At 65.9% G+C, this 24,026-nt stretch carries 19 protein-coding genes and 3 tRNA genes; 11 read left to right on the top strand and 11 right to left on the bottom strand.

What is annotated here, in order from left to right:
• Nucleotides 1–13: 13 nt before the first annotated feature.
• From infB to scpB, 5 genes are all read right to left on the bottom strand, one after another.
• On the bottom strand, nucleotides 14–3,064 hold the full coding sequence (gene infB, locus ACM1PE_RS04750; RefSeq protein ID WP_118934805.1) for a translation initiation factor IF-2: 3,051 nt from the start codon (nucleotides 3,062–3,064) through the stop codon (nucleotides 14–16).
• Between the two features lie 91 nt (nucleotides 3,065–3,155).
• Entirely contained in the window at nucleotides 3,156–4,634 is a 1,479-nt protein-coding gene (gene nusA, locus ACM1PE_RS04745; protein ID WP_059379280.1) for a transcription termination factor NusA, read from the bottom strand.
• On the bottom strand, nucleotides 4,631–5,134 hold the full coding sequence (rimP, locus tag ACM1PE_RS04740) for a ribosome maturation factor RimP (RefSeq protein WP_059379281.1): 504 nt from the start codon (nucleotides 5,132–5,134) through the stop codon (nucleotides 4,631–4,633). Before rimP ends, nusA begins: the two co-directional genes overlap by 4 nt.
• Before the next feature lie 391 nt (nucleotides 5,135–5,525).
• Nucleotides 5,526–7,313: a pseudouridine synthase gene (locus tag ACM1PE_RS04735; protein ID WP_419342619.1), complete on the bottom strand. Its 1,788-nt coding sequence runs from the start codon at nucleotides 7,311–7,313 to the stop codon at nucleotides 5,526–5,528.
• Between the two features lie 35 nt (nucleotides 7,314–7,348).
• Nucleotides 7,349–8,596, bottom strand: a complete 1,248-nt coding sequence (gene scpB / locus ACM1PE_RS04730; RefSeq protein ID WP_059379283.1) for an SMC-Scp complex subunit ScpB — start codon at nucleotides 8,594–8,596, stop codon at nucleotides 7,349–7,351.
• A 62-nt stretch (nucleotides 8,597–8,658) separates the two neighbouring features.
• Between scpB and ACM1PE_RS04725 the strand changes: the two genes are divergently transcribed.
• A tRNA-Met gene (locus ACM1PE_RS04725) sits at nucleotides 8,659–8,735 on the top strand.
• A 651-nt stretch (nucleotides 8,736–9,386) separates the two neighbouring features.
• Here ACM1PE_RS04725 and ACM1PE_RS04720 read toward each other — a convergent pair.
• The 3 genes from ACM1PE_RS04720 to ACM1PE_RS04710 all read right to left on the bottom strand — a co-directional run bounded on the left by ACM1PE_RS04720 (nucleotide 9,387) and on the right by ACM1PE_RS04710 (nucleotide 11,566).
• Nucleotides 9,387–10,292 (bottom strand): LysR family transcriptional regulator, encoded by a 906-nt coding sequence (locus ACM1PE_RS04720; protein WP_251877233.1) that lies wholly within the window; start codon nucleotides 10,290–10,292, stop codon nucleotides 9,387–9,389.
• Nucleotides 10,293–10,413: 121 nt separating this feature from the next.
• Complete coding sequence (locus ACM1PE_RS04715; protein ID WP_419342618.1) at nucleotides 10,414–11,412, bottom strand: CobW family GTP-binding protein; 999 nt, start codon at nucleotides 11,410–11,412, stop codon at nucleotides 10,414–10,416.
• A 78-nt stretch (nucleotides 11,413–11,490) separates the two neighbouring features.
• A tRNA-Asn gene (locus ACM1PE_RS04710) sits at nucleotides 11,491–11,566 on the bottom strand.
• Between the two features lie 213 nt (nucleotides 11,567–11,779).
• Between ACM1PE_RS04710 and ACM1PE_RS04705 the strand changes: the two genes are divergently transcribed.
• The 4 genes from ACM1PE_RS04705 (at nucleotide 11,780) to ACM1PE_RS04690 (ending at nucleotide 15,485) form a co-directional block, all read left to right on the top strand.
• A tRNA-Thr gene (locus ACM1PE_RS04705) sits at nucleotides 11,780–11,855 on the top strand.
• A 138-nt stretch (nucleotides 11,856–11,993) separates the two neighbouring features.
• Nucleotides 11,994–12,653: a response regulator gene (locus ACM1PE_RS04700; RefSeq protein ID WP_059379341.1), complete on the top strand. Its 660-nt coding sequence runs from the start codon at nucleotides 11,994–11,996 to the stop codon at nucleotides 12,651–12,653.
• The gene (locus tag ACM1PE_RS04695; protein WP_419342617.1) at nucleotides 12,650–13,978 is read left to right on the top strand and encodes an ATP-binding protein; all 1,329 of its coding nucleotides are present in this window, start codon (nucleotides 12,650–12,652) and stop codon (nucleotides 13,976–13,978) included. Before ACM1PE_RS04700 ends, ACM1PE_RS04695 begins: the two co-directional genes overlap by 4 nt.
• 64 nt (nucleotides 13,979–14,042) lie before the next feature.
• Nucleotides 14,043–15,485, top strand: a complete 1,443-nt coding sequence (locus ACM1PE_RS04690; RefSeq protein ID WP_059379342.1) for a DegQ family serine endoprotease — start codon at nucleotides 14,043–14,045, stop codon at nucleotides 15,483–15,485.
• Nucleotides 15,486–15,508: 23 nt separating this feature from the next.
• Here the strand turns inward: ACM1PE_RS04690 and maiA are convergent, their stop codons facing one another.
• The 3 genes from maiA to ACM1PE_RS04675 are packed head-to-tail and all read right to left on the bottom strand — an operon-like array spanning nucleotide 15,509 to nucleotide 17,662.
• Nucleotides 15,509–16,153, bottom strand: a complete 645-nt coding sequence (gene maiA, locus ACM1PE_RS04685; protein WP_054450982.1) for a maleylacetoacetate isomerase — start codon at nucleotides 16,151–16,153, stop codon at nucleotides 15,509–15,511.
• Nucleotides 16,154–16,208: 55 nt separating this feature from the next.
• Nucleotides 16,209–17,186: a 4-hydroxy-3-methylbut-2-enyl diphosphate reductase gene (gene ispH / locus ACM1PE_RS04680; protein WP_118934220.1), complete on the bottom strand. Its 978-nt coding sequence runs from the start codon at nucleotides 17,184–17,186 to the stop codon at nucleotides 16,209–16,211.
• Nucleotides 17,186–17,662 (bottom strand): FKBP-type peptidyl-prolyl cis-trans isomerase, encoded by a 477-nt coding sequence (locus tag ACM1PE_RS04675; protein ID WP_118934218.1) that lies wholly within the window; start codon nucleotides 17,660–17,662, stop codon nucleotides 17,186–17,188. The genes ispH and ACM1PE_RS04675 overlap by 1 nt, the downstream gene beginning before the upstream one ends.
• A 50-nt stretch (nucleotides 17,663–17,712) precedes the next feature.
• On the opposite strand from ACM1PE_RS04675, the gene radC reads away from it, so the two are divergent.
• From radC to ACM1PE_RS04645, 6 genes are all read left to right on the top strand, one after another.
• A complete protein-coding gene (radC, locus tag ACM1PE_RS04670; RefSeq protein WP_059379290.1) occupies nucleotides 17,713–18,390 on the top strand; it encodes a RadC family protein in 678 nt (225 codons plus the stop codon).
• A gap of 85 nt (nucleotides 18,391–18,475) precedes the next feature.
• On the top strand, nucleotides 18,476–19,102 hold the full coding sequence (kynB, locus tag ACM1PE_RS04665) for an arylformamidase (RefSeq protein WP_059379291.1): 627 nt from the start codon (nucleotides 18,476–18,478) through the stop codon (nucleotides 19,100–19,102).
• Between the two features lie 179 nt (nucleotides 19,103–19,281).
• Nucleotides 19,282–20,130, top strand: a complete 849-nt coding sequence (gene kynA / locus ACM1PE_RS04660; protein ID WP_054450977.1) for a tryptophan 2,3-dioxygenase — start codon at nucleotides 19,282–19,284, stop codon at nucleotides 20,128–20,130.
• A gap of 260 nt (nucleotides 20,131–20,390) precedes the next feature.
• Nucleotides 20,391–20,657, top strand: coding sequence for a type B 50S ribosomal protein L31 (locus tag ACM1PE_RS04655; protein ID WP_054450976.1), 267 nt, complete (start codon nucleotides 20,391–20,393; stop codon nucleotides 20,655–20,657).
• 123 nt (nucleotides 20,658–20,780) lie between these two features.
• Nucleotides 20,781–22,511: an ArnT family glycosyltransferase gene (locus tag ACM1PE_RS04650; protein WP_059379293.1), complete on the top strand. Its 1,731-nt coding sequence runs from the start codon at nucleotides 20,781–20,783 to the stop codon at nucleotides 22,509–22,511.
• A complete protein-coding gene (locus ACM1PE_RS04645) occupies nucleotides 22,508–23,908 on the top strand; it encodes an MATE family efflux transporter (RefSeq protein WP_059379294.1) in 1,401 nt (466 codons plus the stop codon). Before ACM1PE_RS04650 ends, ACM1PE_RS04645 begins: the two co-directional genes overlap by 4 nt.
• Nucleotides 23,909–24,026 lie beyond the last annotated feature (118 nt).

Below are 24,026 nucleotides of genomic sequence, written 5' to 3'. Positions count from 1 at the left end.
CCTCGCGGTCGCCTTACAGCGTACGCGCGATTTCCTTGATTTCAAAGACTTCCAGCTGGTCGCCCACCTGGATGTCGTTGTTGCCGCGCAGCGTAAGGCCGCAGTCGAAACCCGACTTGACTTCCTTGACGTCGTCCTTGAAGCGGCGCAGCGAATCGAGCTGGCCGGTCCACTGGACCACGTTGTTGCGCAGCAGGCGGACTTGCGAATCGCGACGCACCAGGCCGTCCAGCACCATACAACCGGCGATGTTGCCGATGCGGGAAATGCTGTAAACCTCGCGGATCTCGACCAAGCCGATGACTTCTTCCTTCTTCTCGGGCGCCAACATGCCCGACATGGCTGCCTTCACCTCATCCACGGCGTCGTAGATGATGTTGTAGTAGCGCACGTCGATGCCGTTGTTCTCCGCCAGTTTCTTGGCGCTGGCTTCGGCGCGGACGTTGAAGCCGATGACGACGGCGTTCGAGGCGATGGCCAGGTTGATGTCGCTTTCCGAGATGCCGCCCACGGCGGCGTGCACGACCTGCACGCGCACTTCGTCGGTCGACAGCTTGACCAGGGACTGCACCAGCGCTTCCTGCGAACCCTGGACGTCGGTCTTCACGATCAGGGCCAGGGTCTGCGTGCCCTCACCCAGGTTGTCGAACATGGACTCGAGCTTGGCGGCCTGTTGGCGGGCCAGCTTGACGTCACGGAACTTGCCCTGGCGGAACAGCGCGATTTCGCGCGCCTTGCGCTCGTCGGACAGCACCATCAGCTCGTCGCCAGCGGCCGGCACTTCGGTCAGGCCCTGGATTTCCACAGGGATCGACGGACCGGCTTCCTGGATCGGCTTGCCGTTTTCGTCCAGCATGGCGCGCACGCGGCCAAAGCTTGCGCCGGCCAGCACCACGTCGCCACGGTGCAGGGTGCCGCTTTGCACCAGGATGGTCGCGACCGGGCCGCGGCCCTTGTCGAGACGGGCTTCGATCACCAGGCCCTTGGCGGGCGCGTCGACGGGAGCCTTCAATTCCAGCACTTCGGCTTGCAGCAGCAGGTTTTCGAGCAGATCGTCGATGCCCTCGCCAGTCTTGGCCGACACGGACACGAACGGCACGTCGCCGCCGTATTCTTCCGGCACCACTTCCTCGGCAACCAGTTCCTGCTTGACGCGTTCGGGGTTGGCGGAGGGCTTGTCGATCTTGGTCATGGCCACGACCATCGGAACGCCTGCGGCCTTCGCGTGGTGAATGGCTTCGCGGGTCTGCGGCATCACGCCGTCGTCGGCCGCGCAGACCAGGATGACGATGTCGGTCGCCTTGGCGCCGCGGGCGCGCATGGCGGTAAACGCCTCGTGGCCCGGGGTGTCAAGGAAGGTCACCATGCCGCGTTCGGTCTGAACGTGGTAGGCGCCGATGTGCTGCGTAATGCCGCCGGCTTCGCCTGCGGCAACCTTGGCGCGGCGGATGTAGTCCAGCAGCGAGGTCTTGCCGTGGTCGACGTGGCCCATGACGGTCACGACCGGCGCGCGCGGCAGCTGTTCGGCTTCCGACACGCTGGCGGTTTCGTCCAGGAAGGCTTCCGGGTCGTCCAGCTTGGCGGCGATCGCCACGTGGCCCAGTTCCTCGACCACGATCATGGCGGTTTCCTGGTCCAGCACCTGGTTGATGGTGACCATCTGGCCCAGCTTCATCAATTGCTTGATGACTTCGGCGGCCTTGACGGACATCTTGTGAGCCAGGTCGGCCACGCTGATGGTTTCCGGCACGTGAACTTCACGCGCGATGAATTCCTGCGGCGCCGGCTCGTTGCGGCGATCGTTCTGCTGGTTGCGGCCGCCTCGGCCGCCCTTGCCGCCACCCTTGCCGCCAGCGCGCCAGCCGTCGCGGCTGGCCGGGGCTGCCGGCTTGTCCGCGGGCTTCTTGCGCGAGGCGTCATCCGACCAGGTCGAAGCGACTTCGGCGGTCTTGATGGTCTTCTTCGCGCCGGGAGCGGCGGGCTTGGCGTCCTTCTTGGCGCCAGGAGCGGCGCCCGGCTTGCCAGCCGGCTTGTGCAGCGTGCCGGAGATCGGCGCGGCAGCGGCGGGCGCTTCCGGTTCGGGAGCGCGCAGCACCTTGCGCGGACGGTTCAGCATCTCGCGCAGAGCGGCGGCTTCAGCCTCGGCCTTGCGGCGAGCTTCATCGCGGGCCGCCGGCTGGGCGGAAGCCGCGAGAGGCGGGCCGGCGCGGCGGTTGTCCGCGCGGTTGCCAACCTTGACGGCGGGCGCGGCGGGCTCGGGCTTCGCGGCGGTTTTGACGGGTTCGGACTTCGCAGCAGGCTGAGCCTGGGCGACAGGCGCGGTGGCCTGGGAGGAAGATGTTTCGGACTTATTGGCTAGCACAACGGGTTCCGGCTTGGCTTCTTCAGCCTGGGGCTCGGTGGATTCAGTCTTGACTTCGGGCTTGGCCTCTTCGGCCACGGGCTCGGCAGGAGCAGGCGCCGGCGTCGGTTCGGGTTCAGGCTGGGCCTGGACTTCGGCGGCTTTCGCCTCGACGGGAGCGGGCGCTTCGGCCGCGACGGATTCAACAGGCGCGGGCGCTTCAACCGGCGCGGGCGCTTCTGCAGCAACGGGCTCTTCAGCCTTGGCCGGGGCAACAGCCTCGGCCTGGACGGGAGCGGTCTCGCGAGGAGCGGCAGCAGAGGGAGCCTCGGGCGCGACGGGCGCCGACACTTCCTGCGGCGCCGCTTCGGCGGCTGCTTCCTCTTCGGCACGCGCGGACGCGGCCTGTTCCAGGGCGATTTCGGAGGGATCACGCTTGACGAACACGCGCTTCTTGCGCACTTCGACTTGAATCGTGCGCGAACGGCCGGTGGCATCCGCCTGGCGGATCTCGGACGTCTGGCGGCGCGTCAAGGTGATCTTCTTGCCTTCGGTCGCGCCGTGGGCGCGACGCAGCGATTCGAGCAATTTCGCCTTGTCGCTGTCGGTGACGGAATCGTCGACCGATTTGAGGTCAACGCCAGCCGAGCGCAGCTGATCCAGCAGCACATTGGCAGGCATTTTCAGCTCGGTAGCGAACTGCGCGACGGTATTACTCGACATTAGGCTCTCTCTTCCCTATATGCAGCTATTACAAACAACGTGAACTCGCGGCGGCGGATATTCCGCCCGCCACGGACCCGTGTCCTTTTGGTTATTCCTCGTCGAACCAATGGGCGCGGGCACGCATGATGAGATCGCTGGCTTCCTGCTCGGTCAGACCGGCAATTTCCGCCAGTTCGTCCGTCGCCAGTTCGGCCAGATCATCACGCGTATGCACTTGACGCTCGGCCAGCTTGGCAGCCAGTTCGGGCGTCATGCCTTCGAGTTCGAGCAAATCCTGCGCGGTCTCAAGGCGCTCTTCCTGGGCGATCGCCTCGGTCAGCAGCGCATTGCGGGCACGGGCGCGCAACTCATTGATGGTGTCTTCGTCAAAGGCCTCGATTTCCAGCAATTCCTGCATGGGCACGTAGGCGATTTCCTCGATACCGGTAAAACCTTCGTCGATCAGGATGTCAGCGACTTCCTCGTCGACGTCCAGCTTGCTCATGAACGTGGCGCGCAGGCCCGAACGCTCGACTTCCTGGCGGTTCAGGCTTTCTTCCGGCGTCATGATGTTGATCTGCCAGCCGGTCAGCTCGGAAGCCAGGCGGACGTTCTGACCCTTGGCGCCGATGGCCTTGGGCAGGTTTTCCTCGTCCACCACGACGTCCATCGCGTGCTTGTCTTCATCAACGACGATGGACTCGACGTTGGCCGGCGCCAGGGCGCCGATGACAAACTGAGCGGGGTCTTCCGACCACAGCACGATATCGACCTGTTCGCCGCCCAGCTCGTTGCGCACGGCGGTCACGCGCGAACCGCGCATGCCCACGCAGGTGCCGATCGGGTCGATGCGCTTATCGTATGCCACCACGGCGATCTTCGCACGCACGCCGGCATCGCGGGCCGCGGCTTTTATCTCGAGCAGGCCTTGCTCGATTTCGGGGACTTCGTTCTCGAACAGCTGGCGGATGAATTCCGGCGCGGTGCGCGACAGGATCACCTGCTGGCCGCGCGCGGCGTGGTCTACGCGCAACACAAAGGCGCGAACGCGGTCGGCCACCCGGAGGTTTTCCTTCGGGATCATTTCGGAACGCGGCAGGCGCGCTTCGATCTTGCCGGTTTCGACGATGGCGTCGCCCTTGTCCATGCGCTTGATCGTTCCGGACACGATGGTTTCGCCACGGTCCAGGAAGTCGTTCAGCACCTGTTCGCGCTCGGCGTCGCGGATCTTCTGCAGAATGGCCTGCTTGGCCGCCTGCGCGCCGATGCGGCCGAACTCGATGGGTTCGAGCGGCTCTTCGATGTACTCGCCTTCCTTGATGCCGGGAACGATTTCCAGCGCGTCCGACAGCATTTCCTGCTTGTCGGGCTCTTGCAGGCCTGCCTCATCGGGCACGACCAGCCAGCGGCGGAAGCCTTCGTGATCGCCCGTGTCCCTATCGATGGCGACACGGATGTCAGCATCATCCTTGAAGCGCTTTTTCATCGCCGAGGCCAGCGCGCTTTCCAACGCTCCGAACACGACGTCGCGCGTGACGTTCTTTTCACGCGCCAAGGCATCGACCAACAGAAGAATTTCGCGACTCATCGCTTTTTGCCCTTGAAATCCAGAACGGGATCCAGTTTTGCACGTTCGATATCGTCGACCGTGAAATTCAACACCTGGACTTCGTTCTTTTTTGCCTCAAATTCGAGACCGAACACGGTCTTTTGCATTCCAGCAGCCGCGTCGGAGGCTGCGGCATCGTCTTCGGGCACCGTCAGGGTGCCGGCAAAGACCTTGCGGCCGTCCAATGCCTCGCGCAGCTTGATTTCGATGCGCTCGCCTGCGAACCGGCGGAAGTCGGCCTCGTTGCGCAGCGGGCGGTCGACGCCCGGCGAACCGACTTCCAGTCGTTTGTAGTCGACGTTCTCGACTTCGAACACCCGCGACAACTGGCGGGACACCTGTTCACAGTCTTCGATGCGCACACCGCCGACCCGATCGATCGTGACGCGCAAAAGGCCCAGGGCGGCACGCTCGACGTCCACGAGTTCGACGTCCATGCCGGCCAGAGCCTCTTTGGTCAATGCGAATAAATCAGCCATATACTCAAAAAAAATGGGCTGCACGCCCAGCCCACCGTATTGCACAGCGCCCAGCCGCCACCCTACTGCACGTAAGGAGCAATGCTGGGCAGTGCCCTATATTGCGACCTAAATTTGGCTTGCGCCGCCCAGGCCATTAAGACCGCCGCCCCAACCCGCAATTCGGGCCAGGCAGCACCAGGCGCAAAGTCCGATGCAAACTGCCAGGCTCTCGCCGCCCCCTGTATTTGCGTGCTTTTTCCTTGCGGGCACGCAAAAGACAACGGCGCGAAGCCATGAAAACCATTGATTTTACCAGATAAACTGGAAAAACGCCTGATTCGTCGCGGGCTTACGCTTATGCGGGACATATCCCGCGCGGCGGCGCGTCCGGCGCGCCGCCCGCGGACCTTCAGCGCCCCTGACGACCGCGCCCGCCCATCACACCGAGACGGGATTCGTGCGCCGAAGCGCCGCGCGGCTGCCAATCATCGCCACGCGGAGACGACGAGGCATTGCGGGGTGCGCGCGGCTTGCCGCCAGCGTTCGGCCCCTTGTTGCCGCCGGCGCCGCCCGACTTATTGCCGCTACGGCCGCCACCAGCGCCTGCCGGCTTGCCGCCGCGACCGCTATTGCCACGCGCGCCGGCAGGCTTGCCGCCAGCCGGCCGACGACCGCCGGCCGGCGCTTCCGTGACGTTGCCGGCGCCAGCCTCGACCGACATGGCATTGCCAGGCTGACCGCCTGCCGCAGCCGCGCGCGGACCGCGCGGCTTGCCGCCGGACTTGCCGCCAGGCTTGCCCCCGCCCTGCTTGCCACCAGCCTTGCCGCCGCCCGTTCCCGTTGCGGAACGGCCGCCGCCAGGCTTGCCGCCCTTGCGGTTGCCGCCAGCGCCCTCTCCCGACAGGGGGTGGCCATTGGCATAACCGCCAGCAATCATCAAGCCCGTGCCAAAAGGATCCGACGGACACGCGGCCGCCTGGCCTGCGCTACCCAAGCGGCCGCCTTGCAGCTTGCCGCGGCGGCCGATGCGCGCGCCGTTCATGCCGTTGCGGTCCATGGTGCCGAAACCCGGGGGCAGCGCGCTGTCATGAGATTGCGGCTGCTTGGAGCGGCGGCGGTTGCCGCCGGATTCATCGTCGTCGCGCACCAGGCCCAACTGCACCATCAAGGCCGTGACCAGGGAAGAATCCAGCTCTTCCCAGCGGCCGCGGCGCAACGTACGCGGCAGGACCACGTCGCCAAAACGGGTGCGGATCAGCCGGCTGACCGTGACGCCCACGGCCTCGAACATGCGGCGGACCTCACGATTGCGGCCTTCCTGCAGCGTGACGCGATACCAGCGGTTGCTGCCGTCGCCGCCCAGGTAGTCCAAGGCGCCGAAGGCAGCCATGCCGTCGTCCAGCTCGATGCCGTCGACCAGCGACTGGCGCTGGGCCTCGTCCATCTCGCCCAGCACACGCACCGCGTACTCGCGCTCCGTGCCGTAGCGCGGATGCATGATGCGGTTGGCCATGTCGCCGGAGGTCGTGAAGATCAACAGGCCTTCAGTATTCAGGTCCAGACGGCCGACCGACAGCCATTTACCCGTGCGCAGCTTGGGCAGACGGGCAAAAACGCTTGCGCGGCCACCCGGGTCGTCGTGGCTGACGATCTCGCCGGCGGGCTTGTGATACAGGATCACGCGCGGCGGCTTTTTCGTGTTGACGCGCATGATGGGCTTGCCGTTGACGCGCACCTGGTCATTGGGCGCCACGCGCTGGCCGATATGGGCCGGCTCGCCATTGACCGACACGCGGCCCGCGACGATCAGTTCTTCCATTTCGCGGCGCGAACCGATGCCGGCGTCCGCCAGCACCTTGTGCAGCTTGGGCATGACCGAATCGCTGTTCAGGTACTTGCCCAGACGCTGCTCCATGCGGTCAGCGGTTTCCAGGTACGACAGCGCCTGCTCGGCTTCCTGCTCGGTGCCGCGCGATTCCTGCGGCTCGGCCTGAGGGGCGGCGGCCGCCGCGGGCTGCGCCTCGCCGGCCGGCGCCTGCTCGGCGGCGGTATCGCCGCGGCGGCGGCGGAACGGCGTTCTCAGCTTGCGGCCCCTGCCGCGGGCTCCCGTCTCGCCTTCAGCCGCCGGCTCACGCGCGGCGGATTCCGGCTGGCCGTTGGAAACGGCATCATCCGAACGGGGATTGTCGTCCTGCATTGCTGTATTCGTTGTCACTGGGACAGCTCCGAATTTCAAACTTGGGTGGGCCTGCCTGCGGCAGGCTCGTCATCATCTGGGGACGCCGGCTCTCGATCGGTCTCGGGCCGCTCGAAGCCTGCCTCGTCCGATTCCGGAGAGGCGGCATCCGGGCCAGGCCGAACAGGATCGGCAAGACCGGAAGCGGGCTCATGCCCGGCGGCGTCAGGCGCCGCGGTATCGGTCTCGTCAATCGGGTCGGTCGGTTCCGCGTGTTTTGCGTTCTCGACGTTTTCCTTTGCAGCGCCGGCTTCTGGGGCATCGGCGGCCATATCGGAAATGTCGTTGTCAGCCGTATCGTCGGGAAAACCGGACGTGGCTGACGTATTGGACAAGCCTTCGGCTTGCTCCCGGACGGTGGATTCGTCGGCGGGATCCGCGCCTTCTTCTGTGCGCGAAAGCATGGATTCTACGCTATCGACGGGAGCGATGGGTATATCCTGTTCCGAAACAGACAATTCCGCAACCGGAATACTGCTTTCGGACGCGTCGGGCTCGCCTGCCGTGGCCGCAGGTTCGCCCTCGGGACGAGCCTCGGCTTCGCCGCCAGCCCCGCCCTCGACACTTACCTCACCTTCGGCACCCTGCTCGACCTCGGCAACGGCTTGATCGGCTGCCTCGGCGCCCTCGGCAGACGCATCAGCCTCTGCGGCGGGCGCTTCCCCACCCAGCACCTGCTGCACTTCGCCCAGGTCCAGCCCGGCGAGCGCCGCAGCGGCCTGCGCGGATTCCAGCGCCGGCAATTCGTCCAGGGCGCGCAGGCCCAGGTCATCGAGAAACTGGCGTGTCGTGCCGAACAGCGCCGGACGGCCCGGCGCGTCGCGGTGACCGATGACCTCGATCCAACCGCGGTCTTCCAGCGCCTTCACGATCTGCGAAGACACGGTGACGCCGCGGATATCCTCGATGTCGCCACGCGTCACCGGTTGGCGCCAGGCCACGATGGCCAGCGTCTCCATCACGGCGCGCGAGTACTTGGGCGGCTTTTCCGGATTGAGGCGCTCAAGGTAGCGCTGCATGCGCGGACGGCTCTGAAAGCGCCATCCGGTGGCCAACTGCACCAGCTCCAGCCCGCCATCGGCCCAATTGGCCTGCAGCGTTTCCAGAAGCGCGCGCAATGCGCTGTTGTCGAATTGTTCATCGTCCCCGAACAGCTTGCGCATATCGGACAGTTGCATCGGCTGCGCCGCGCAAAGCAGCGCGGTTTCCAACACGAGTATTGCCTCGCTATCGTTCATCGACATTCAAATTCAAAAAGGGCTAACTTGCGCTAGGTTGAAAATAAGGCTACTATTCATTTCTCAGACGCGGGGTGGAGCAGTCTGGCAGCTCGTCGGGCTCATAACCCGAAGGTCGTAGGTTCAAATCCTGCCCCCGCAACCAAATTGATTCAGGCCTGGCGATTTCGCCGGGCCTTTTTCATTTGCGGCGCCGGAAAAAATCAGCGAGTCCGGCAAACCCGACCGCACCAGCGCGCGCGGCGCGCCAGCGCAGACACCCGCCGCCGCGCCGGCAGCCTCGGCGGCTCGCCAGCAACAGACAGCATTGGTTTGCGTAGTTCTCACGGGATTCCTGTGTTTACCGCCATGCGCCCCGGGTAGAGGTACCCTGGACATGTGCCGAAACGACCGCGCCAATCGGGATTGAGCGGGATGCCTGCCGCGCCTAGCGCAGCAAACACTCAAGCAAATTCTGGAAAAGCCGGCACAAATCGCCAGCCAGCCCGCGGAGCACGCCGGCAACCCGGCGCCGCTTTCCCGCGGCAATCGATATCAAGGACCTGAATCATCGAGGCTCGGGCGCCACGGACAGACCGCCGCACCCCACAAACCCGATATGTTTCCCCTGGCGCACGCGAAAAACCGGTTCCGCGATGCCGCGGCTCACCCGAGCCGCAACCACGATTCTTGGATGTTTTCTAACTACACACAGCAGGCATCCGCCGACCGCGCCCAACATATTCAAGCAGTTGTTTCATTATACCGCCATATACCCCACCCTCAAGCCCGCACGGCGCCTTGCGCGGCGCAAAAACTACGGAGCAGGCTTGTCCCATGGCGTGGACTCCAGGCGGCTCACGAGAAAATCCAGCATGGATCTCAAGATCAGGGGCATCTGGCGACGCGAGACATAAACGCCGTAAATGCCCAACTCCTGGGGCTTGCTTTGGGTCAGGATGGCCCGCAGGCGGCCCGATGCGATGTCGTCCGCGGCATAGTAGGTCGGCAACATCGCAATGCCCGCGCCCTCCAGCGCCGCGCGCGCCAACACCGAGACCTCGTTCGCGCTGATATTGCCGCTGACGGGCACATCCACCGGCTCGCCATCGCGCTCGAAACGCCACAGGCTCTTGCCGAAATATGAATGGGTCAGACAGTTGCGCAAGGACAGGTCTTCGATGCGCGCCGGCACGCCTTCGCGCTGCAGATACTCGGGCGAGGCGCACACCACCGAGCGGCAGACCGCCAGCTTGCGGGCAATCAGGTTGGGATCCAGGTCGTTGGTGATGCGTACAGCCAGATCCACGCGCTCTTCCACCAGATTGACGGCGCGATCCACCAACATCAGGTCGACCGAGGTGCCCGGATGCAGCTTGACGTAGTCGGTAATGGCGCTGGCCAGATGGCGCGAGCCGAACGACATGCTGGTGGTGATGCGCAGCAGGCCGCGGGGCGTATCGTCCGGGGTCGATACCGCATTGCGCAGATCCCCCACCATGTCCAGCATCTGCCGACAGCGCGGCAGCGTTTCGGCGCCAGCGGGCGTCAGGCTCAGACGCCGCGTCGTGCGATGCAACAGGCGCACCCCCACCCACTGCTCCATTTCCGCGAGATAGCGCGACACCATGGCGCGCGACATGTCCAGATGAATCGCCGCCGCCGACAGGCTGCCCCTGTCAGCGACTTCCACGAATACCTGCATGGCTTTCAAACGATCCATGATTGTCTCGATTCTTGCACCAGACCGCTCCGGTTATACCGTATTTCGGCGCAACATCGACACCATAATCGAGACCGCCGCCCGCGAACCCCGACCGGGCCAGACGTTCAGACGCAGGCGTTCAAGAGGTCGGCTGCCCGAGCGCGACGCTCAGGGCAGCACGGACCTCGCCCGCCTCAAGCCCCCGCAAGATGCAGACCAGCCGCGACGCCCGCTCCTCGTCCGGCCATCGCTCCAGCTGATTGATCGGATAGAGCTCGCCATGCACGCCATGCACCTCGCACGGCAGCGCCTCGCCCTCGAAGCACACCAGCCCCTTCACGCGCAGCAAGCCCTGCCCATAGCGCTCCAGAACCCGCGACATGCCGGCAAGAAACGCCGCCCGCCCGACGGGAGCGGCCAGCACCAGCGAGAAACTGCCCACATCCCCATGAACGGCGCCCCGCGGCTGCGCGAAGGGCCGCAACCAATTCGCCAGAGCGACGCCATCGCGCCTGGCCTGCAGATCGAAACCCGCGCGCAGCGGATCCGCAAGCGGCGCATCGGGCCATTGCACGCAGCGCCGCGCCCCTGGATTGATGGCGACCACCGCCTGCTCCAGAAGATCCAGACTCGCCGCGTCCGCCAGATCGGGCTTGCTGAACACCACGACATCCGCCAGGGCCAGTTGCCGCAACGCTTCGGGCTGCCGTTCCAATTGGTCCGATCCGCCGCGCGCGTCCGCCAGGACGATCGCGCCCCGGTACGCATAGCGCTCGGCGAGGAAGCGGTCGTGCTTGAGGGTGAACAGGATGGGCGCGGGATCGGCCAAGCCGCTGGTTTCGATGATCACGCGACGAAAGGGCTTGATCTTGCGGCTGAGCGCCAACATGAATAACTCGCGCAAGGCTTCGACCACCGCGCCGCTGACGACGCAGCACAGGCAGCCGCCCTCGATCAGGACGATGTTGTCGCGGGCCTGGCGCACCAGGTGATGGTCGACGCCCACCTCGCCGTATTCGTTGACGATGACAACGCTATCGGCGTACGACGGATCCCGCAGCAACCGGTTGAGCAGCGACGTCTTGCCGCTGCCCAGGAAACCGGAAATCACCGTCACGCCTATGCGCTTGTCGTCCATACCCGACCTTCCATGCAAGCCATTCCGATGAAGAAAACCAAAAGGGCCATTCACTTGCGTGAATGACCCTGAATTCTTTGGCTCCCCGAGCTGGGCTCGAACCAGCGACCTGCGGATTAACAGTCCGTCGCTCTACCGACTGAGCTATCGGGGAACTGCTAAGAAACGAGATTATGAACTAAAAATTCGAACTGTGCAAATCGCTGATTTTTTCGTCTGTTTGGCCTGCTTGGTTTCCCATCGCAAAAAAACTCTGATATGATCTCGGTCTTTCCAGATCGGCCCCCATAAACAGGGTGACGGACCGGAAAAAACAAAGATGTTTTGCTTGCGGTTCTTACAAGAGAAGAGCGGAGCAAATGGTCTTGCCGGCATAGCTCAGTTGGTAGAGCAGCGCATTCGTAATGCGAAGGTCGTAGGTTCGACTCCTATTGCCGGCACCAGATTCCAAAAAGCAGCCCTCTCGGGCTGCTTTTTTCATTTCCGTGCCGGTTCGCGCACCACCCCTCCCCCGCTCCGCCCGGGAACTCCCGCCCGCCGCCATGCGTCCAACCTGCTGGACCATCCTGGCGGACATCACCATGCGCATCCTTCTAGTCGAAGACGACCTCATGATAGGCGAGAGCGTGCTGGACTGCCTGCGCGCCGAGCACTACGCCGTAGACTGGGTCAAGGACGGCAATGCCGCGGAACTCGCGCTGCGCACCGATACCTACGACCTCATACTCCTGGACCTGGGCCTGCCCAAGCGCGACGGCCTGTCGCTGCTGCGCGATCTGCGCACGCGCAAGGACCGCACGCCGGTGCTGATCGCCACCGCCCGCGACGCGGTGAGCGACCGGATCGCGGGACTGGACGCCGGCGCCGACGACTACGTGGTCAAACCCTACGACGTGGATGAACTGCTGGCCCGCATGCGCGCCCTGATCCGCCGCAGCGCGGGCCGCGCGGAACCGGTGTTCGAGCACGAGGGCATCACCATCGACCCCCAGTCGCACGCCGCCATGGTGGACGGCGCTCCGGTCACGCTGACCGCGCGCGAATGGGCGGTGCTGGAACCGCTGATCGCGCGCCCGGGCATGATTTTTTCGCGCGCCCAGCTGGAAGAAAAGCTGTATAGCTGGAAAGACGGCATCAGCAGCAACGCGGTTGAGGTTTATATTCATGGCCTGCGCAAGAAGCTGGGTCAGAACCTGATCCAGAACGTCAGAGGCGTCGGCTATGTCATCCCCAAAACATGAGCATTCCGCTTAGCTACTCACTGAGAGCCAGGCTGCTTTTCTTCCTGTTGGCCGCCATCATGGTCGGCGCGCTGGTGCAAGGCGCCATCGCCTACCGCAGCACCCTGGCGCAGGCCGACGATATCTTCGACTCGCTGCTGCAGCGCACCGCCCTGTCGCTGGGCACGGGCGACGGACTGCTCAGCACAGGCCCGGCGCACGCGCGCGGCGCGGGATCGCCCGTGGCGGACGACCTGATCATCCAGATCTGGACACCCGACGGCGTGCGCGTCTTCAATTCCCGATCCCGCCGGCCGTTGCCGGACCAGATCATCCTCGGCTTCTCCGACGCGAAGATGGAGGGCAGCACCTATCGCGTGTATTCGCTGGCCACGCCCTTCCAGGTCATCCAGGTGGCGCAGGACATGGCCGTGCGCACCAGCATGGCGCGCGCGCTGGCGCTGCGCACCATCGCCCCCATCGCCGCAGCAGCCCCCTTGCTCATGCTGATCGTCTGGTGCGTGGTCAGTTGGTCGCTACGGCCGGTAAAGCGCGCGCGCTCCCAGGTTGCGGCGCGCCAGCCCGAAGACCTGTCGCCCGTCAGCGTGGAGGGCCTGCCCGATGAGATCCGGCCACTGGTGCTGGAACTGAACCTGCTGCTGGAACGCATGCGCGGCGCCTTCGCGCAGCAGAAACAGTTCGTCGGCGATGCGGCGCACGAACTGCGTTCGCCCCTGACGGCGCTGCGCCTGCAGTTGCAGGCCCTGCAACGCGCGGGCGATGCGGATGCGCGCCGGCTTGCCGAACAACGGCTGGCCGCGGGCATCGACCGCGCCACGCGCCTGGTGGAGCAACTGCTCTCCCTGGCGCGCCACGAAAGCGCGGCAGAACAGGCGCCCGCCGAAGCCGTGGACCTGGCCGACGTGCTGCGCCAGGCGCTCTCTGAAATGCTGCCCCAGGCCAACGCCAAGTCACTCGGCATCGATCTGGACGGCGCGCCGCAAGCCTGGGTGCAGGGACACCGCGACGCACTGACGCTGCTGGTCCGCAATCTGCTCGACAACGCGATCAAATACACGCCCGCCGGCAAGCGCATCCACCTCCATCTGGAACAGACTTCCGCTGAAGCCGCCCTGCTGATCGACGACGAAGGCCCGGGTATCGCCCCTGAAGAACGCGAGCGCGTGTTCGACCGCTTTTACCGCGTCGAAGGCAATGCGCAGCACGGCAGCGGCCTGGGGCTGGCGATCGCGCGCAGCATCGCCGACCAGCACGGCGCCACCATAGAACTGCAGGACACGCCGGCTGGCTCAGGCCTGCGCGTGAAGGTGGTTTTTCCGACTTAAGGCTCGCCTAAGTGTCAGGCCCGAAGATAGCGCCATGTCCTTCAACATGAACGCAGGAGCCGACATGAAGACCACCCAAATGAAACCCTCGCGCCTGGTGCTGGCGCTGCTGGCTGCCGGCGCCATAGGCGGCGCGGGCGCAACCGCCTTCACCGGCGGCGTTTCGATGGCGGCCAACGCGCCGGCCATCACCTCCTCCATCCAAACGCCGGGCACGTCCAGCCCACCGAATTTCGCGCAGATCACGCGCGACTTCGGCCCGGCCGTGGTGAACATCAGCGTCAGCGGCACGCGCAAGGTGTCGGCCGACGAAGGCGATCCTTTCGCCCAGTTCTTCGGCCAGATTCCCGGCGCGCGCGGCCAGCGGCCTGCGCGTGAAGTACCCATGCGCGGCGAAGGCTCCGGCTTCATCGTCAGCGCCGACGGCATCATCCTGACCAATGCGCACGTGGTCCAGGACGCCAAGGAAGTCACGGTCAAGCTGACCGACCGCCGCGAATACAAAGCCAAGGTGCTGGGCTCGGATCCCCAGACCGACGTGGCCGTCCTCAAGATCGACGCCAAGAACCTGCCGGTGGTGAAGGTGGGCGACGTCAACCAGCTGCAGGTGGGCGAATGGGTGCTGGCCATCGGCTCGCCCTACGGCCTGGAAAACACGGCCACTGCCGGCATCGTCAGCGCCAAGGGCCGCTCGCTGCCCGACGACACCTCGGTGCCTTTCATCCAGACGGACGTGGCGGTCAACCCCGGCAACTCGGGCGGCCCGCTGTTCAACGACCGCGGCGAAGTCGTGGGCATCAATTCGCAGATCTACAGCCGCACCGGCGGATTCCAGGGCCTGTCGTTCTCGATCCCGATCGATGTGGCCTACAAGATCAAGGACCAGATCCTGGAACACGGCAAGGTGCAGCACGCCAGGCTGGGCGTGACGGTGCAGGAAGTGAACCAGGACCTGGCCAACTCCTTCAAGCTGGATACGCCCTCGGGCGCGCTGGTTTCCAGCGTGGAGAAAGGCAGCGCCGCCGACAAGGCCGGCCTGCAGCCCGGCGACGTGGTGCGCAAGATCGACGGCAAGACCATCGTGTCCTCGGGCGACCTGGCCTCCACCATCACGCTGGCCACGCCGGGCGAGAAGATCAAGCTGGACGTCTGGCGCAACGGCTCGCAGAAGGAGCTGGTCGCCACCCTGGGCGGCGTGCCCAAGGACAAGACGCAGGCCTCGGCGGGCGACCAGGAGGTGCAGCGCGGTCAGCTCGGCCTGGCGCTGCGGCCATTGAGTCCGCAGGAGCAGCAGGCGGCGGGCACCGAGGGCTTGCTGATCGAACGCTCGATCGGACCGGCCGCCAAGGCCGGGATCGAACCGGGAGACGTGCTGCTGTCGCTGAACGGCGTGCCGGTGCACAACGTCGCGCAGGTGAAGGACGCGCTGTCCAAGGCGGGCAAGACGGTCGCCCTGCTGGTGCAGCGCGGCGAAGACAAGATCTTCGTGCCGGTGCAGATCGGCTGAGCCGGTCCACACCCGGCTAGGCGCTACTCCGCGTCGGGCTGCTTGCCCGGCGCGGCCGCGTCGAATGCCGGCAACGCACGGCAGGCGGCATCGATGCGCACGACGTTGGGCATGGCCGACAGGTCGCAGTCGAAACGCTGGGCGTTCGCCACCTGAGGCACCAGGCACAGGTCGGCGATCGTGGGCGTATCGCCGTGGCAGAAGAGGCCGGTGGCGGAAGAGCCCGCCAGTTGCGCCTCCAGGGCTTCCAGGCCCTGATGCACCCAGTGCTTGTACCAGGCGGTCTTGGCCGCCTCGTCCACGCCCAGGGTGTGCTTCAGGTACTTCAGCACGCGCAGGTTGTTCAAGGGATGCGTGTCGCAGGCAATGCCCAGCGCCAGGTCGCGCACCCGCGCGCGGCCGACCGCGTCCGCCGGCAGCAACGGCACTTCGGGATGCGTTTCTTCCAGGTATTCGATGATGGCCAGCGACTGGCCGATGACGGCGTCGCCATCGACCAGCGTGGGCACCAGCGCGGTCGGATTCACCTTGCGGTAATCCGCCGACAGTTGCTGGCCGCCGTCCTTCAGCAGATGCACGGGCAGGTATTCGTAGGGCAAGCCCTTCAGGTTCAGGGCGATGCGCACGCGGTACGCGGCCGAGCTGCGAAAGTAGCTGTACAACTGCATGAAGTCTCCTTGATTTTCTGTTGCGGCGCCGCGCATGCGCGCGGCGTCCGCCTGCTTATTCCAGCGATTCCGTCTGCGCCGACTTGCGGGACAGGCCCTTGGGCAGCGGGAACGCCACATTCTCTTCCAGGCCGGGCATGGTGCGTACCGAGACCGCGCCCAATTCCTTGACGCGGTCGATCACCTGCTGCACCAGGATCTCGGGCGCGGACGCGCCCGCGGTCACGCCGATGCGCTTGCGGCCCACCAGCCAGGCAGGGTCGATCGATTGTGCGCCGTCGATCAGATAGGAAGCGACGCCCTTGCGTTCGGCCACTTCGCGCAGCCGGTTGGAGTTGGAACTGTTGGGACTGCCCACCACCAGCACCAGGTCGCAATCCGGCGCCATCACCTTGACCGCGTCCTGGCGGTTCTGGGTGGCGTAGCAGATATCGCTTTTCTTGGGCTCGACGATATTGGGGAAGCGCTCTTTCAACGCCCGCGACACGGCCGCCGCGTCGTCCACCGACAAGGTGGTCTGCGTGACGTAGGCCAGGTTCTCGGGATCGGTCACTTGCAGGCCGGCGACGTCCTCGACGGTCTCGACCAGGTACATGCCGCCCTGGGCCTGGCCCAGCGTGCCTTCGACCTCGGGATGGCCCTTGTGGCCGATCATGATGATCTCGCGGCCGGCGGCGCGCATGCGGGCCACCTCGATGTGGACCTTGGTGACCAGCGGGCAGGTGGCGTCGAACACGCGCAGCCCGCGGGCTTCGGCTTCGGCCCGCACCGCCTTGGACACGCCGTGCGCCGAAAACACCACGATGGCGCCGGCAGGCGCGTCGTCCAGCTCGTCGATGAAGATGGCGCCCTTGGCGCGCAAGTCTTCCACCACGTAGCGGTTATGGACGATTTCGTGGCGCACATAGATGGGCGCGCCGTGCAGTTCAAGCGCGCGCTCGACGATGTCGATGGCGCGATCCACGCCGGCACAGAAGCCGCGCGGCTGCGCCAGCAGGACTTCGGCGTCGGCGGCGGTGACAACCTGGCTCATCAGAGGACTCCCAAGAGCGCCACGTCGACCCGCAAGCTGATGCCCGCGAGCGGGTGGTTGAAATCGAACAGGGCCGATTCGTCGTTGATTTCCTTCAGGACGCCCGAATAGCGGCCGCCATTGGGCGCGGTGAATTCCACCAGGTCGCCCGGCTCGAAGGCGGCGTCGGCGCCGGCATGCTCGGCCAGCATGGCGCGCGTGACGCGCTGGATCAGTTCGGGGTTCCGTTCGCCGTAGGCATTGGCGGGTTCCACCGTGACGCTGAAGCGCTCGCCTTCAGCGCGGCCGACCAGCGCGGCTTCCAGCCCGGGCGCCCATTGGCCGCTACCCATCTGCAGCGTGCCGGGACGGCCGTCGAAGGTATCGGCGAACACGGAATCCTTGCCCGGTCCCGAGGCCAGCGTGATGCGGTAGTGCAGCGTCAGGTAGGAATCCGGACGGACCAAAACGTTCACTTCATTAGAGGCGATGCTCAAGATCTGCCACCGTATATGCAATTGAATAAACCTTGATTTTAGAGCCTCTTATGAAATTGTCCGACCGGCTGCCCAAACACGAGCGTCCCAGGGAGCGACTGCTGCGCCACGGCGCCGCCGCGCTCCAGGACTCGGAACTGCTGGCCATCGCCCTGCGCACCGGCGTTCCCGGCCTGGACGTGGTGGAATTGGGCAACCGGCTGCTGGCCAGATTCGGCGGCCTGCGGGGCCTCCTGGGCACGACGCCCGAGGAGCTGACCGCGGTTCCCGGCCTGGGAACCGCCAAGGCGTGCATGCTGGCCGCCCTGCTGGAACTGGCCCGCCGCGCCATCGAGGAAGACCTGGCCCGCAACAGCAACCTGGATCATCCGCTGCAGGTAAAACAATATTGCAAGATGGCGCTGGGGCACCGCCAGGTGGAACACTGCATTGCGCTCTACCTGGACAACCGCCTGCGCCTGATCGCCACGGGCGAACTGGCGCGCGGCACCCTGTCCCAGGCATCGGTCTATCCCCGCGAGGTCGTGCGCGAAGCCCTGCGCCACCACGCGGCGGCCCTGATCATCGCCCACAACCATCCGTCCGGCCTGGCCGAGCCCAGCGCCGCGGACCGCGGATTCACCCAGCACCTGAAGCAGGCGCTCGCCCTGGTGGACATCCGGCTGGTGGACCACCTGATCGTGGCCGCCGGCACCGTCGTGTCCATGGCCGAACTCGGCGGCCTTTAGGGGCTGCGGCCGGCGCCCGAATTCGTTAGACTAGCGCCCGCAATTGTTTTAGGCTTAACGCATCTCTCGACCCACCCCGCCTGACATGAAACGCTTGTGGGACATCTCCCCGCCCGTCTCCACGGCGTCGCCAGTCTTTCCTGGCGACACGCCGTACCGCCAGCAATGGAAATGGTCGCTTGCGCCCGGCTGCCCGGTCAACGTCAGCGAAATCACCATGTCGCCGCACATCGGCGCGCATGCTGACGCGCCCCTGCATTACCAGAACGGCGCCGCCGCCATCGGCGCGGTGTCCCTCGAACCGTTCCTCGGGCCCTGCCGCGTCATCCACGCCGTCGACTGCGGCCCCCTCATCACGGTGGACCACCTGGCCCATGCGGCCTTGAACCTGCCGCCCCGCGTGCTGGTCCGCACCGCCAAGCACGCCGCGCAGGACTGGTGGACCGACGATTTCTCCGCCTACGCGCCCCAGACCATCGAATGGCTGGCCGAACGCGGCGTCATGCTGATCGGCCTGGATACGGCCAGCATCGACCCCGCCTCCAGCAAGACCCTGGACAGCCACCACACGATCTTGCGGCACGACATGCGAGTACTGGAAAACCTGGTGCTCGACGATGTGCCGGAAGGCGATTACGAGTTGATCGCACTGCCGTTGGCGCTGGTCCAGGCCGATGCCAGCCCGGTTCGCGCCGTCTTGCGCGAACTGTAGGCTGGTCCGCTGGCCATGGCGGCCGATCCGAAGTCGGCCGCCGGTTCTGGAAGCACGACCATGAAAGACCATTCCGATTTGCATGCGGCGCTTGCCTGCGTCCGCCCCCACGCGCCCTCGTGGCGCGCCCTGCCCGCCTCGGCCCGCCGCGCCGCCCCGCCCTGCAAGGGAGGCCGCGCATGAGCCACTCCGAACGCCCCGAGGACATCGTCCGCCAGGAAAAAGCGCAGCTGGATTTCACGCGCGACATGACCTACGGCGATTACCTGCATCTGGACGAACTGCTGGGCGCGCAGCATCCGCTGTCGCCCGAGCACAACGAGATGCTTTTCATCATCCAGCATCAGACCAGCGAACTCTGGATGAAGCTGATGCTGCACGAACTGCGCGCCGCCATCGCCAACGTGGCCGCCGACCGGCTGCAGCCCGCCTTCAAGATGCTGGCCCGCGTCAGCAAGATCATGGAACAGCTGGTCCATGCCTGGGACGTGCTGGCGACCATGACGCCGCCCGAGTATTCGGCGCTGCGCCCCTATCTGGCGCGTTCCAGCGGATTCCAGAGCTATCAGTACCGCCAGGTCGAATTCCTGCTGGGCAACAAGAACGCGGCGATGCTCAAGCCGCACGCGCACCGCGAGGACCTGCTGGCCCAGGTGCGCAGCGCCTATGAAGCCCCGTCGCTGTACGACGAGGCGCTGCGGCTGCTGGCGCGCCACGGCCTGGACGTGCCGGCCGACCACCTCGAGCGCGACTGGACCCAGCCCTACCAATCGTCGGCTGGCGTGGAAGCCGCCTGGCTGACGGTCTACCGCCAGCCCGACCGCTACTGGGACCTGTACCAGCTGGGAGAAAAGCTGACCGACCTGGAAGACGCGTTCCGCCTGTGGCGCTTCCGCCACGTCACCACGGTCGAACGGGTCATCGGCTTCAAGCGCGGCACCGGCGGCACGTCGGGGGTGGATTACCTGAGGCGCATGCTGGAAGTGGTGCTGTTCCCCGAGATCTGGAAGCTGCGCACGGATCTCTAAGCGCCGAAACAATCCGACCCCAATTTCTGGCAAGGACCGCCTCGCTACGCGGCGAGTCCTTTCCTCTTGGCCTGGCCAAAATTCCCATGCTAGAATTTGGGGTTACTTTTTGGATACGTGGCTGGAATAGTCGACGAGTATCCGGCCGCTGGGCAAACCCGATCCGCATGTCGACGGGTTCACCAGGCTGGCGGGACACCGGACACCCGGCTGGCGACCCTAACAACTTGCAAGGCTCGACCGAGCCCTAGGAAAGCACCATGAAAGAAGGCATTCACCCCGAATACCGCGAAGTCGTCTTCGCCGACCTGCAAACGGGCAACAAGTTCATCACCCGTTCGACCGTCCAAACGCGCGAAAGCATCGAACTGGATGGCAAGACGTACCCGCTCTTCAAGTGCGACGTGACCTCCGAATCGCATCCGTTCTACACGGGCGCCCAGACGCGCATCGTCGAAACCGGCCGCGTGGAAAAATTCCGCGCCCGCTTCGCCCGCACCGCAGGCACGGTCAAGTCCGCTTCCTGATCTGTCGCTCCCCCGGGAGCCGCAGCGAAAAGGCAGCCTCCGGGCTGCTTTTTTTTCTCCCTGGCCGTCCGATTCTGACGCTGGGTACTAGCGCAACCAGACCACTCGGTTACATTAACGCCCGTGTCCCCACTTTCCATTTCCACTCCGGCCCGGCTCACGTCCGTGGCCACCGCGAAACTGCCCAGACTGATACTGCTGGGCTTGTCGCTGGCCTATATCGTGGCCGGCCTGTTCATGCGCGACCCGTGGAAAACAGACGATGCCGTGGGGCTGGCGACCATGATCACGGCGATCCGCGAAGGCGGCATCACCTGGCTGCTGCCGCAGGTGGGACATCTGGCGCACGCCGAGGAAGGCCCCCTGATCACCTGGGTGGGCGCGATCTGCATCTGGCTGTTCGGCCCCTTCATCGGCGACATCACCGCCGGCCGCCTGCCCAATCTGCTGTGGTTCGGCATCACCGCCACCAGCGTCTGGTATGGCACCTATCTGCTGGGCCGACGCGCCGAGGCGCAACCGCTGGCCCTGCCCTTCGGCGGCGAACCCGAGCCGCGCGACTACGGACGCATGCTGGCGGACGCCGCGCTGCTGTTGTTGCTGGCCACGGTCGGCATCCTGCAGCGCACCCACGAAACCACCGTCGTACCCGCCATCATGGCGTGGCAGGCGCTTGCCTTCTATTCGCTGGCGCGCAGCATAGACCGGCCGTTCACCGGCAGCACCACTCTGGGCATCGCCCTGGCGGCCAGTTTCCTGACCCGCGGCTGGGTCGGCGCCATCCCCATCATGGTGGGCGCGGCACTGGCGTTCTATCCGCGCAGCCGGCTGTGGAAATGCCGCCGCTGGCTGCTGTGGGCCGCGCTGCTGGCCGCCGTTCTGATCCTGGCCTGGTGGATACCCGCCAGCCAAAGCAGCGAGTACTGGATCCGCAACTGGAAGATCTGGAACCTGTCGTCCTTCACCGTGCCGCCCTGGCATGACATCGGGCGCACCCTGCGCGATCTGCCCTGGTACCTGTGGCCGACCTGGCCGCTGGCCCTGCTGGCCATCTGGCGCTGGCGCGCCTGGCTCTATGCGCCGCACATCTGGCTGCCCCTGGCCCTGCTGGTGTGCTCGGCGGTCGTGCTGTTCGGCTTGGAAGAAGCTTCCGATTCCGAATATGTGCTGCTGGCCGTGCCCTGCGCGGTGCTGGGCGCGTTCTCGCTGCCCACGCTGCGCCGCGGCGTGGTCAACACGCTGGACTGGTTCGCCGTCATGTGCTTTTCGCTGACGGCCACCACGGTCTGGCTGGGCTGGGTCGCCCTGCACTTCGGCTGGCCGGCGCAGATTTCCCGCAATATCGCCCGCCAGACCACCGGCTACGAACCCGAGATCTCCTGGGTGGCGTTCGCGCTGGCCGTGGGCTTCACCGTGGGCTGGATCGCGCTGGTGGTGTGGCGGCTGCGGGTGCGGCCGCAGGCGTTGTGGCGCGGCACGGTGCTGTCGGCCGGCGGCCTGACCGTGACCTGGATCCTGCTGGTGCTGTTGTGGCAACCGGCCGTGGACTACGCCCGCAGCTACCGCACCGTGTCGGGCCAGCTGGCCCATGCACTGAAAGAGAACGCGCGCCCCGGCGAGTGCGTGCGCGGGCTGAGCCTGGGCAGCGGGCAGCGCGCCTCGTTCCTGATCTTCGATAACCTGACGTTCACGTTCGACTCCAAGTGCACGCTGGTGCTGCAGCAGACCAGCAATCAGAGCTTGCGCGACAACACCGCCGCTTACAGCGACGGCGCCGAGGTGCTGTGGCAAGGCGGCCGGCGCGCCGACCGCCAGGAAGTCTTCCGCCTGCTGCGAGTCGGCGCCCCCCGATGACGCCCGCTCCCGCCGCGCCGATGAGTTTCGGCGCCACCCTGCGCGGCATCGCCAGGCAGGCCTGGCCGGTGCTGGTCAGCCAGTGGGCCGGCATCTCCTTCGGCGTGCTCGACACCGCCATGACCGGCCATTCCAGCGCCGCCGACCTGGCGGCAATGGCGCTGTCCGCGTCGATCTACATCACTATCTTCGTCGGACTGATGGGCGTGGTGCACGCCCTGATTCCCATCCTGGCCCAGCACTTCGGCGCAGGCAACAACCTCGAGGTCGGCCGCAGCTGGGGCCAGGGCGTCTGGCTGGCGCTGGGCTTGTCCGTGGTGGGCGCCGTGCTGATGCTGTTCCCAAACATGTGGCTGTCCATGTCCGGCGAGGTCGCTCCCGGCGTGCGCGAACGCATCGGCTCGTATCTGCAGGCCCTGGTGCTGGCCCTGCCCGCCGCGCTGGTGTTCCGCACCATCTACGCGCTGGGCACGTCGGTCTCGCGGCCCAAGCTGGTCATGGCGATCAACCTGACGGCCATTGGCTTCAAGGCCTTCTTCAACTGGCTGTTCATCTACGGCAAGCTGGGATTGCCCGCCATGGGCGCCACCGGCGCCGGACTGGCCACCGCCGTGGTGTCGTGGATGAGCCTGGGCCTCGGCTTGTGGGTCATCACCCACGACCGCTACTACCGCCGCTTCAAGCTGCACGTCGGCAAGCCCGACTGGAAGACCCTCAAGGAACTGCTGCGCCTGGGCATCCCCATGGGCGGCTCCTACCTGGTCGAAGTGTCGGCCTTCACTTTCATGGCCCTGCTGGTGGCGCGCGAAGGCACCTACGTGACCGGCGGCCATCAGATCATGTCGAACCTGGCCGCGCTCTGCTACATGATGCCCATGGCGCTGGGCGTGGCCACGGCGGCCCTGACCGCGCAGGCCATCGGCGCGGGCAACCTCGCCCATGCACACCGCACCGGCATGGCCGGCCTGACGCTGGGCATACTGGGCGCCCTGTTGACGGCGGCGGTGCTGCTGGCCGGCCGCCCGCTGATCCTGGCCGCCTACACCGACAACCCCGAGGTGGCCGCGGTGGCGACCACGCTGCTGGCCGTCCTGCCCCTGTTCCACCTGTTCGACTCGATGCAGTGCATCAACTCCTACCTCCTACGCGCCTACAAGGTCGCGGTGGTGCCGCTGCTGCTGCAAGTGGTGGCGCTGGCGGGCGTGGGCCTGGTCGGCGGCTGGTGGTTCGGCTTCGGCCCGGGCCGCGGCGGCCTGGACGGCGTGCGCGCCATCCTGGTCCCTGGATCTCCCCAGGGCGCCGGCAGCATGTGGCTGATGGCCATGGTCGGCCTGGGACTGTCGGCGGCCTTGCTGCACTACTGGTACCGGCGCATCGTGCGTGGGACGATCAAGTAAAAAAAGCAGCCTTACGGCTGCTTTTTTTTGACTGCTACCTACAAGAAGCAGCCGCCCCGCCGACGAGCCGCCCCCTCGGGGGCAGTTAGCCCGCGTAAGCGGGCGCGGCGTGGGGCTT

It is taken from the genome of Achromobacter sp. PD1, assembly GCF_048541815.1.
GTDB lineage: Bacteria > Pseudomonadota > Gammaproteobacteria > Burkholderiales > Burkholderiaceae_B > Achromobacter > Achromobacter bronchisepticus_A.
This window is presented reverse-complemented; position numbering and strand designations above follow the sequence as displayed.

Bases quoted from the DNA above. Each gene is read 5' to 3' on its own strand.
- infB (WP_118934805.1), bottom strand. From the start codon at position 3,064: ATGTCGAGTAATACCGTCGCGCAGTTCGCTACCGAGCTGAAAATGCCT.
- nusA (WP_059379280.1), bottom strand. From the start codon at position 4,634: ATGAGTCGCGAAATTCTTCTGTTGGTCGATGCCTTGGCGCGTGAAAAG.
- rimP (WP_059379281.1), bottom strand. From the start codon at position 5,134: ATGGCTGATTTATTCGCATTGACCAAAGAGGCTCTGGCCGGCATGGAC.
- ACM1PE_RS04735 (WP_419342619.1), bottom strand. From the start codon at position 7,313: ATGCAGGACGACAATCCCCGTTCGGATGATGCCGTTTCCAACGGCCAG.
- scpB (WP_059379283.1), bottom strand. From the start codon at position 8,596: ATGTCGATGAACGATAGCGAGGCAATACTCGTGTTGGAAACCGCGCTG.
- ACM1PE_RS04720 (WP_251877233.1), bottom strand. From the start codon at position 10,292: ATGGATCGTTTGAAAGCCATGCAGGTATTCGTGGAAGTCGCTGACAGG.
- ACM1PE_RS04715 (WP_419342618.1), bottom strand. From the start codon at position 11,412: ATGGACGACAAGCGCATAGGCGTGACGGTGATTTCCGGTTTCCTGGGC.
- ACM1PE_RS04700 (WP_059379341.1), top strand. From the start codon at position 11,994: ATGCGCATCCTTCTAGTCGAAGACGACCTCATGATAGGCGAGAGCGTG.
- ACM1PE_RS04695 (WP_419342617.1), top strand. From the start codon at position 12,650: ATGAGCATTCCGCTTAGCTACTCACTGAGAGCCAGGCTGCTTTTCTTC.
- ACM1PE_RS04690 (WP_059379342.1), top strand. From the start codon at position 14,043: ATGAAGACCACCCAAATGAAACCCTCGCGCCTGGTGCTGGCGCTGCTG.
- maiA (WP_054450982.1), bottom strand. From the start codon at position 16,153: ATGCAGTTGTACAGCTACTTTCGCAGCTCGGCCGCGTACCGCGTGCGC.
- ispH (WP_118934220.1), bottom strand. From the start codon at position 17,186: ATGAGCCAGGTTGTCACCGCCGCCGACGCCGAAGTCCTGCTGGCGCAG.
- radC (WP_059379290.1), top strand. From the start codon at position 17,713: ATGAAATTGTCCGACCGGCTGCCCAAACACGAGCGTCCCAGGGAGCGA.
- kynB (WP_059379291.1), top strand. From the start codon at position 18,476: ATGAAACGCTTGTGGGACATCTCCCCGCCCGTCTCCACGGCGTCGCCA.
- kynA (WP_054450977.1), top strand. From the start codon at position 19,282: ATGAGCCACTCCGAACGCCCCGAGGACATCGTCCGCCAGGAAAAAGCG.
- ACM1PE_RS04655 (WP_054450976.1), top strand. From the start codon at position 20,391: ATGAAAGAAGGCATTCACCCCGAATACCGCGAAGTCGTCTTCGCCGAC.
- ACM1PE_RS04645 (WP_059379294.1), top strand. From the start codon at position 22,508: ATGACGCCCGCTCCCGCCGCGCCGATGAGTTTCGGCGCCACCCTGCGC.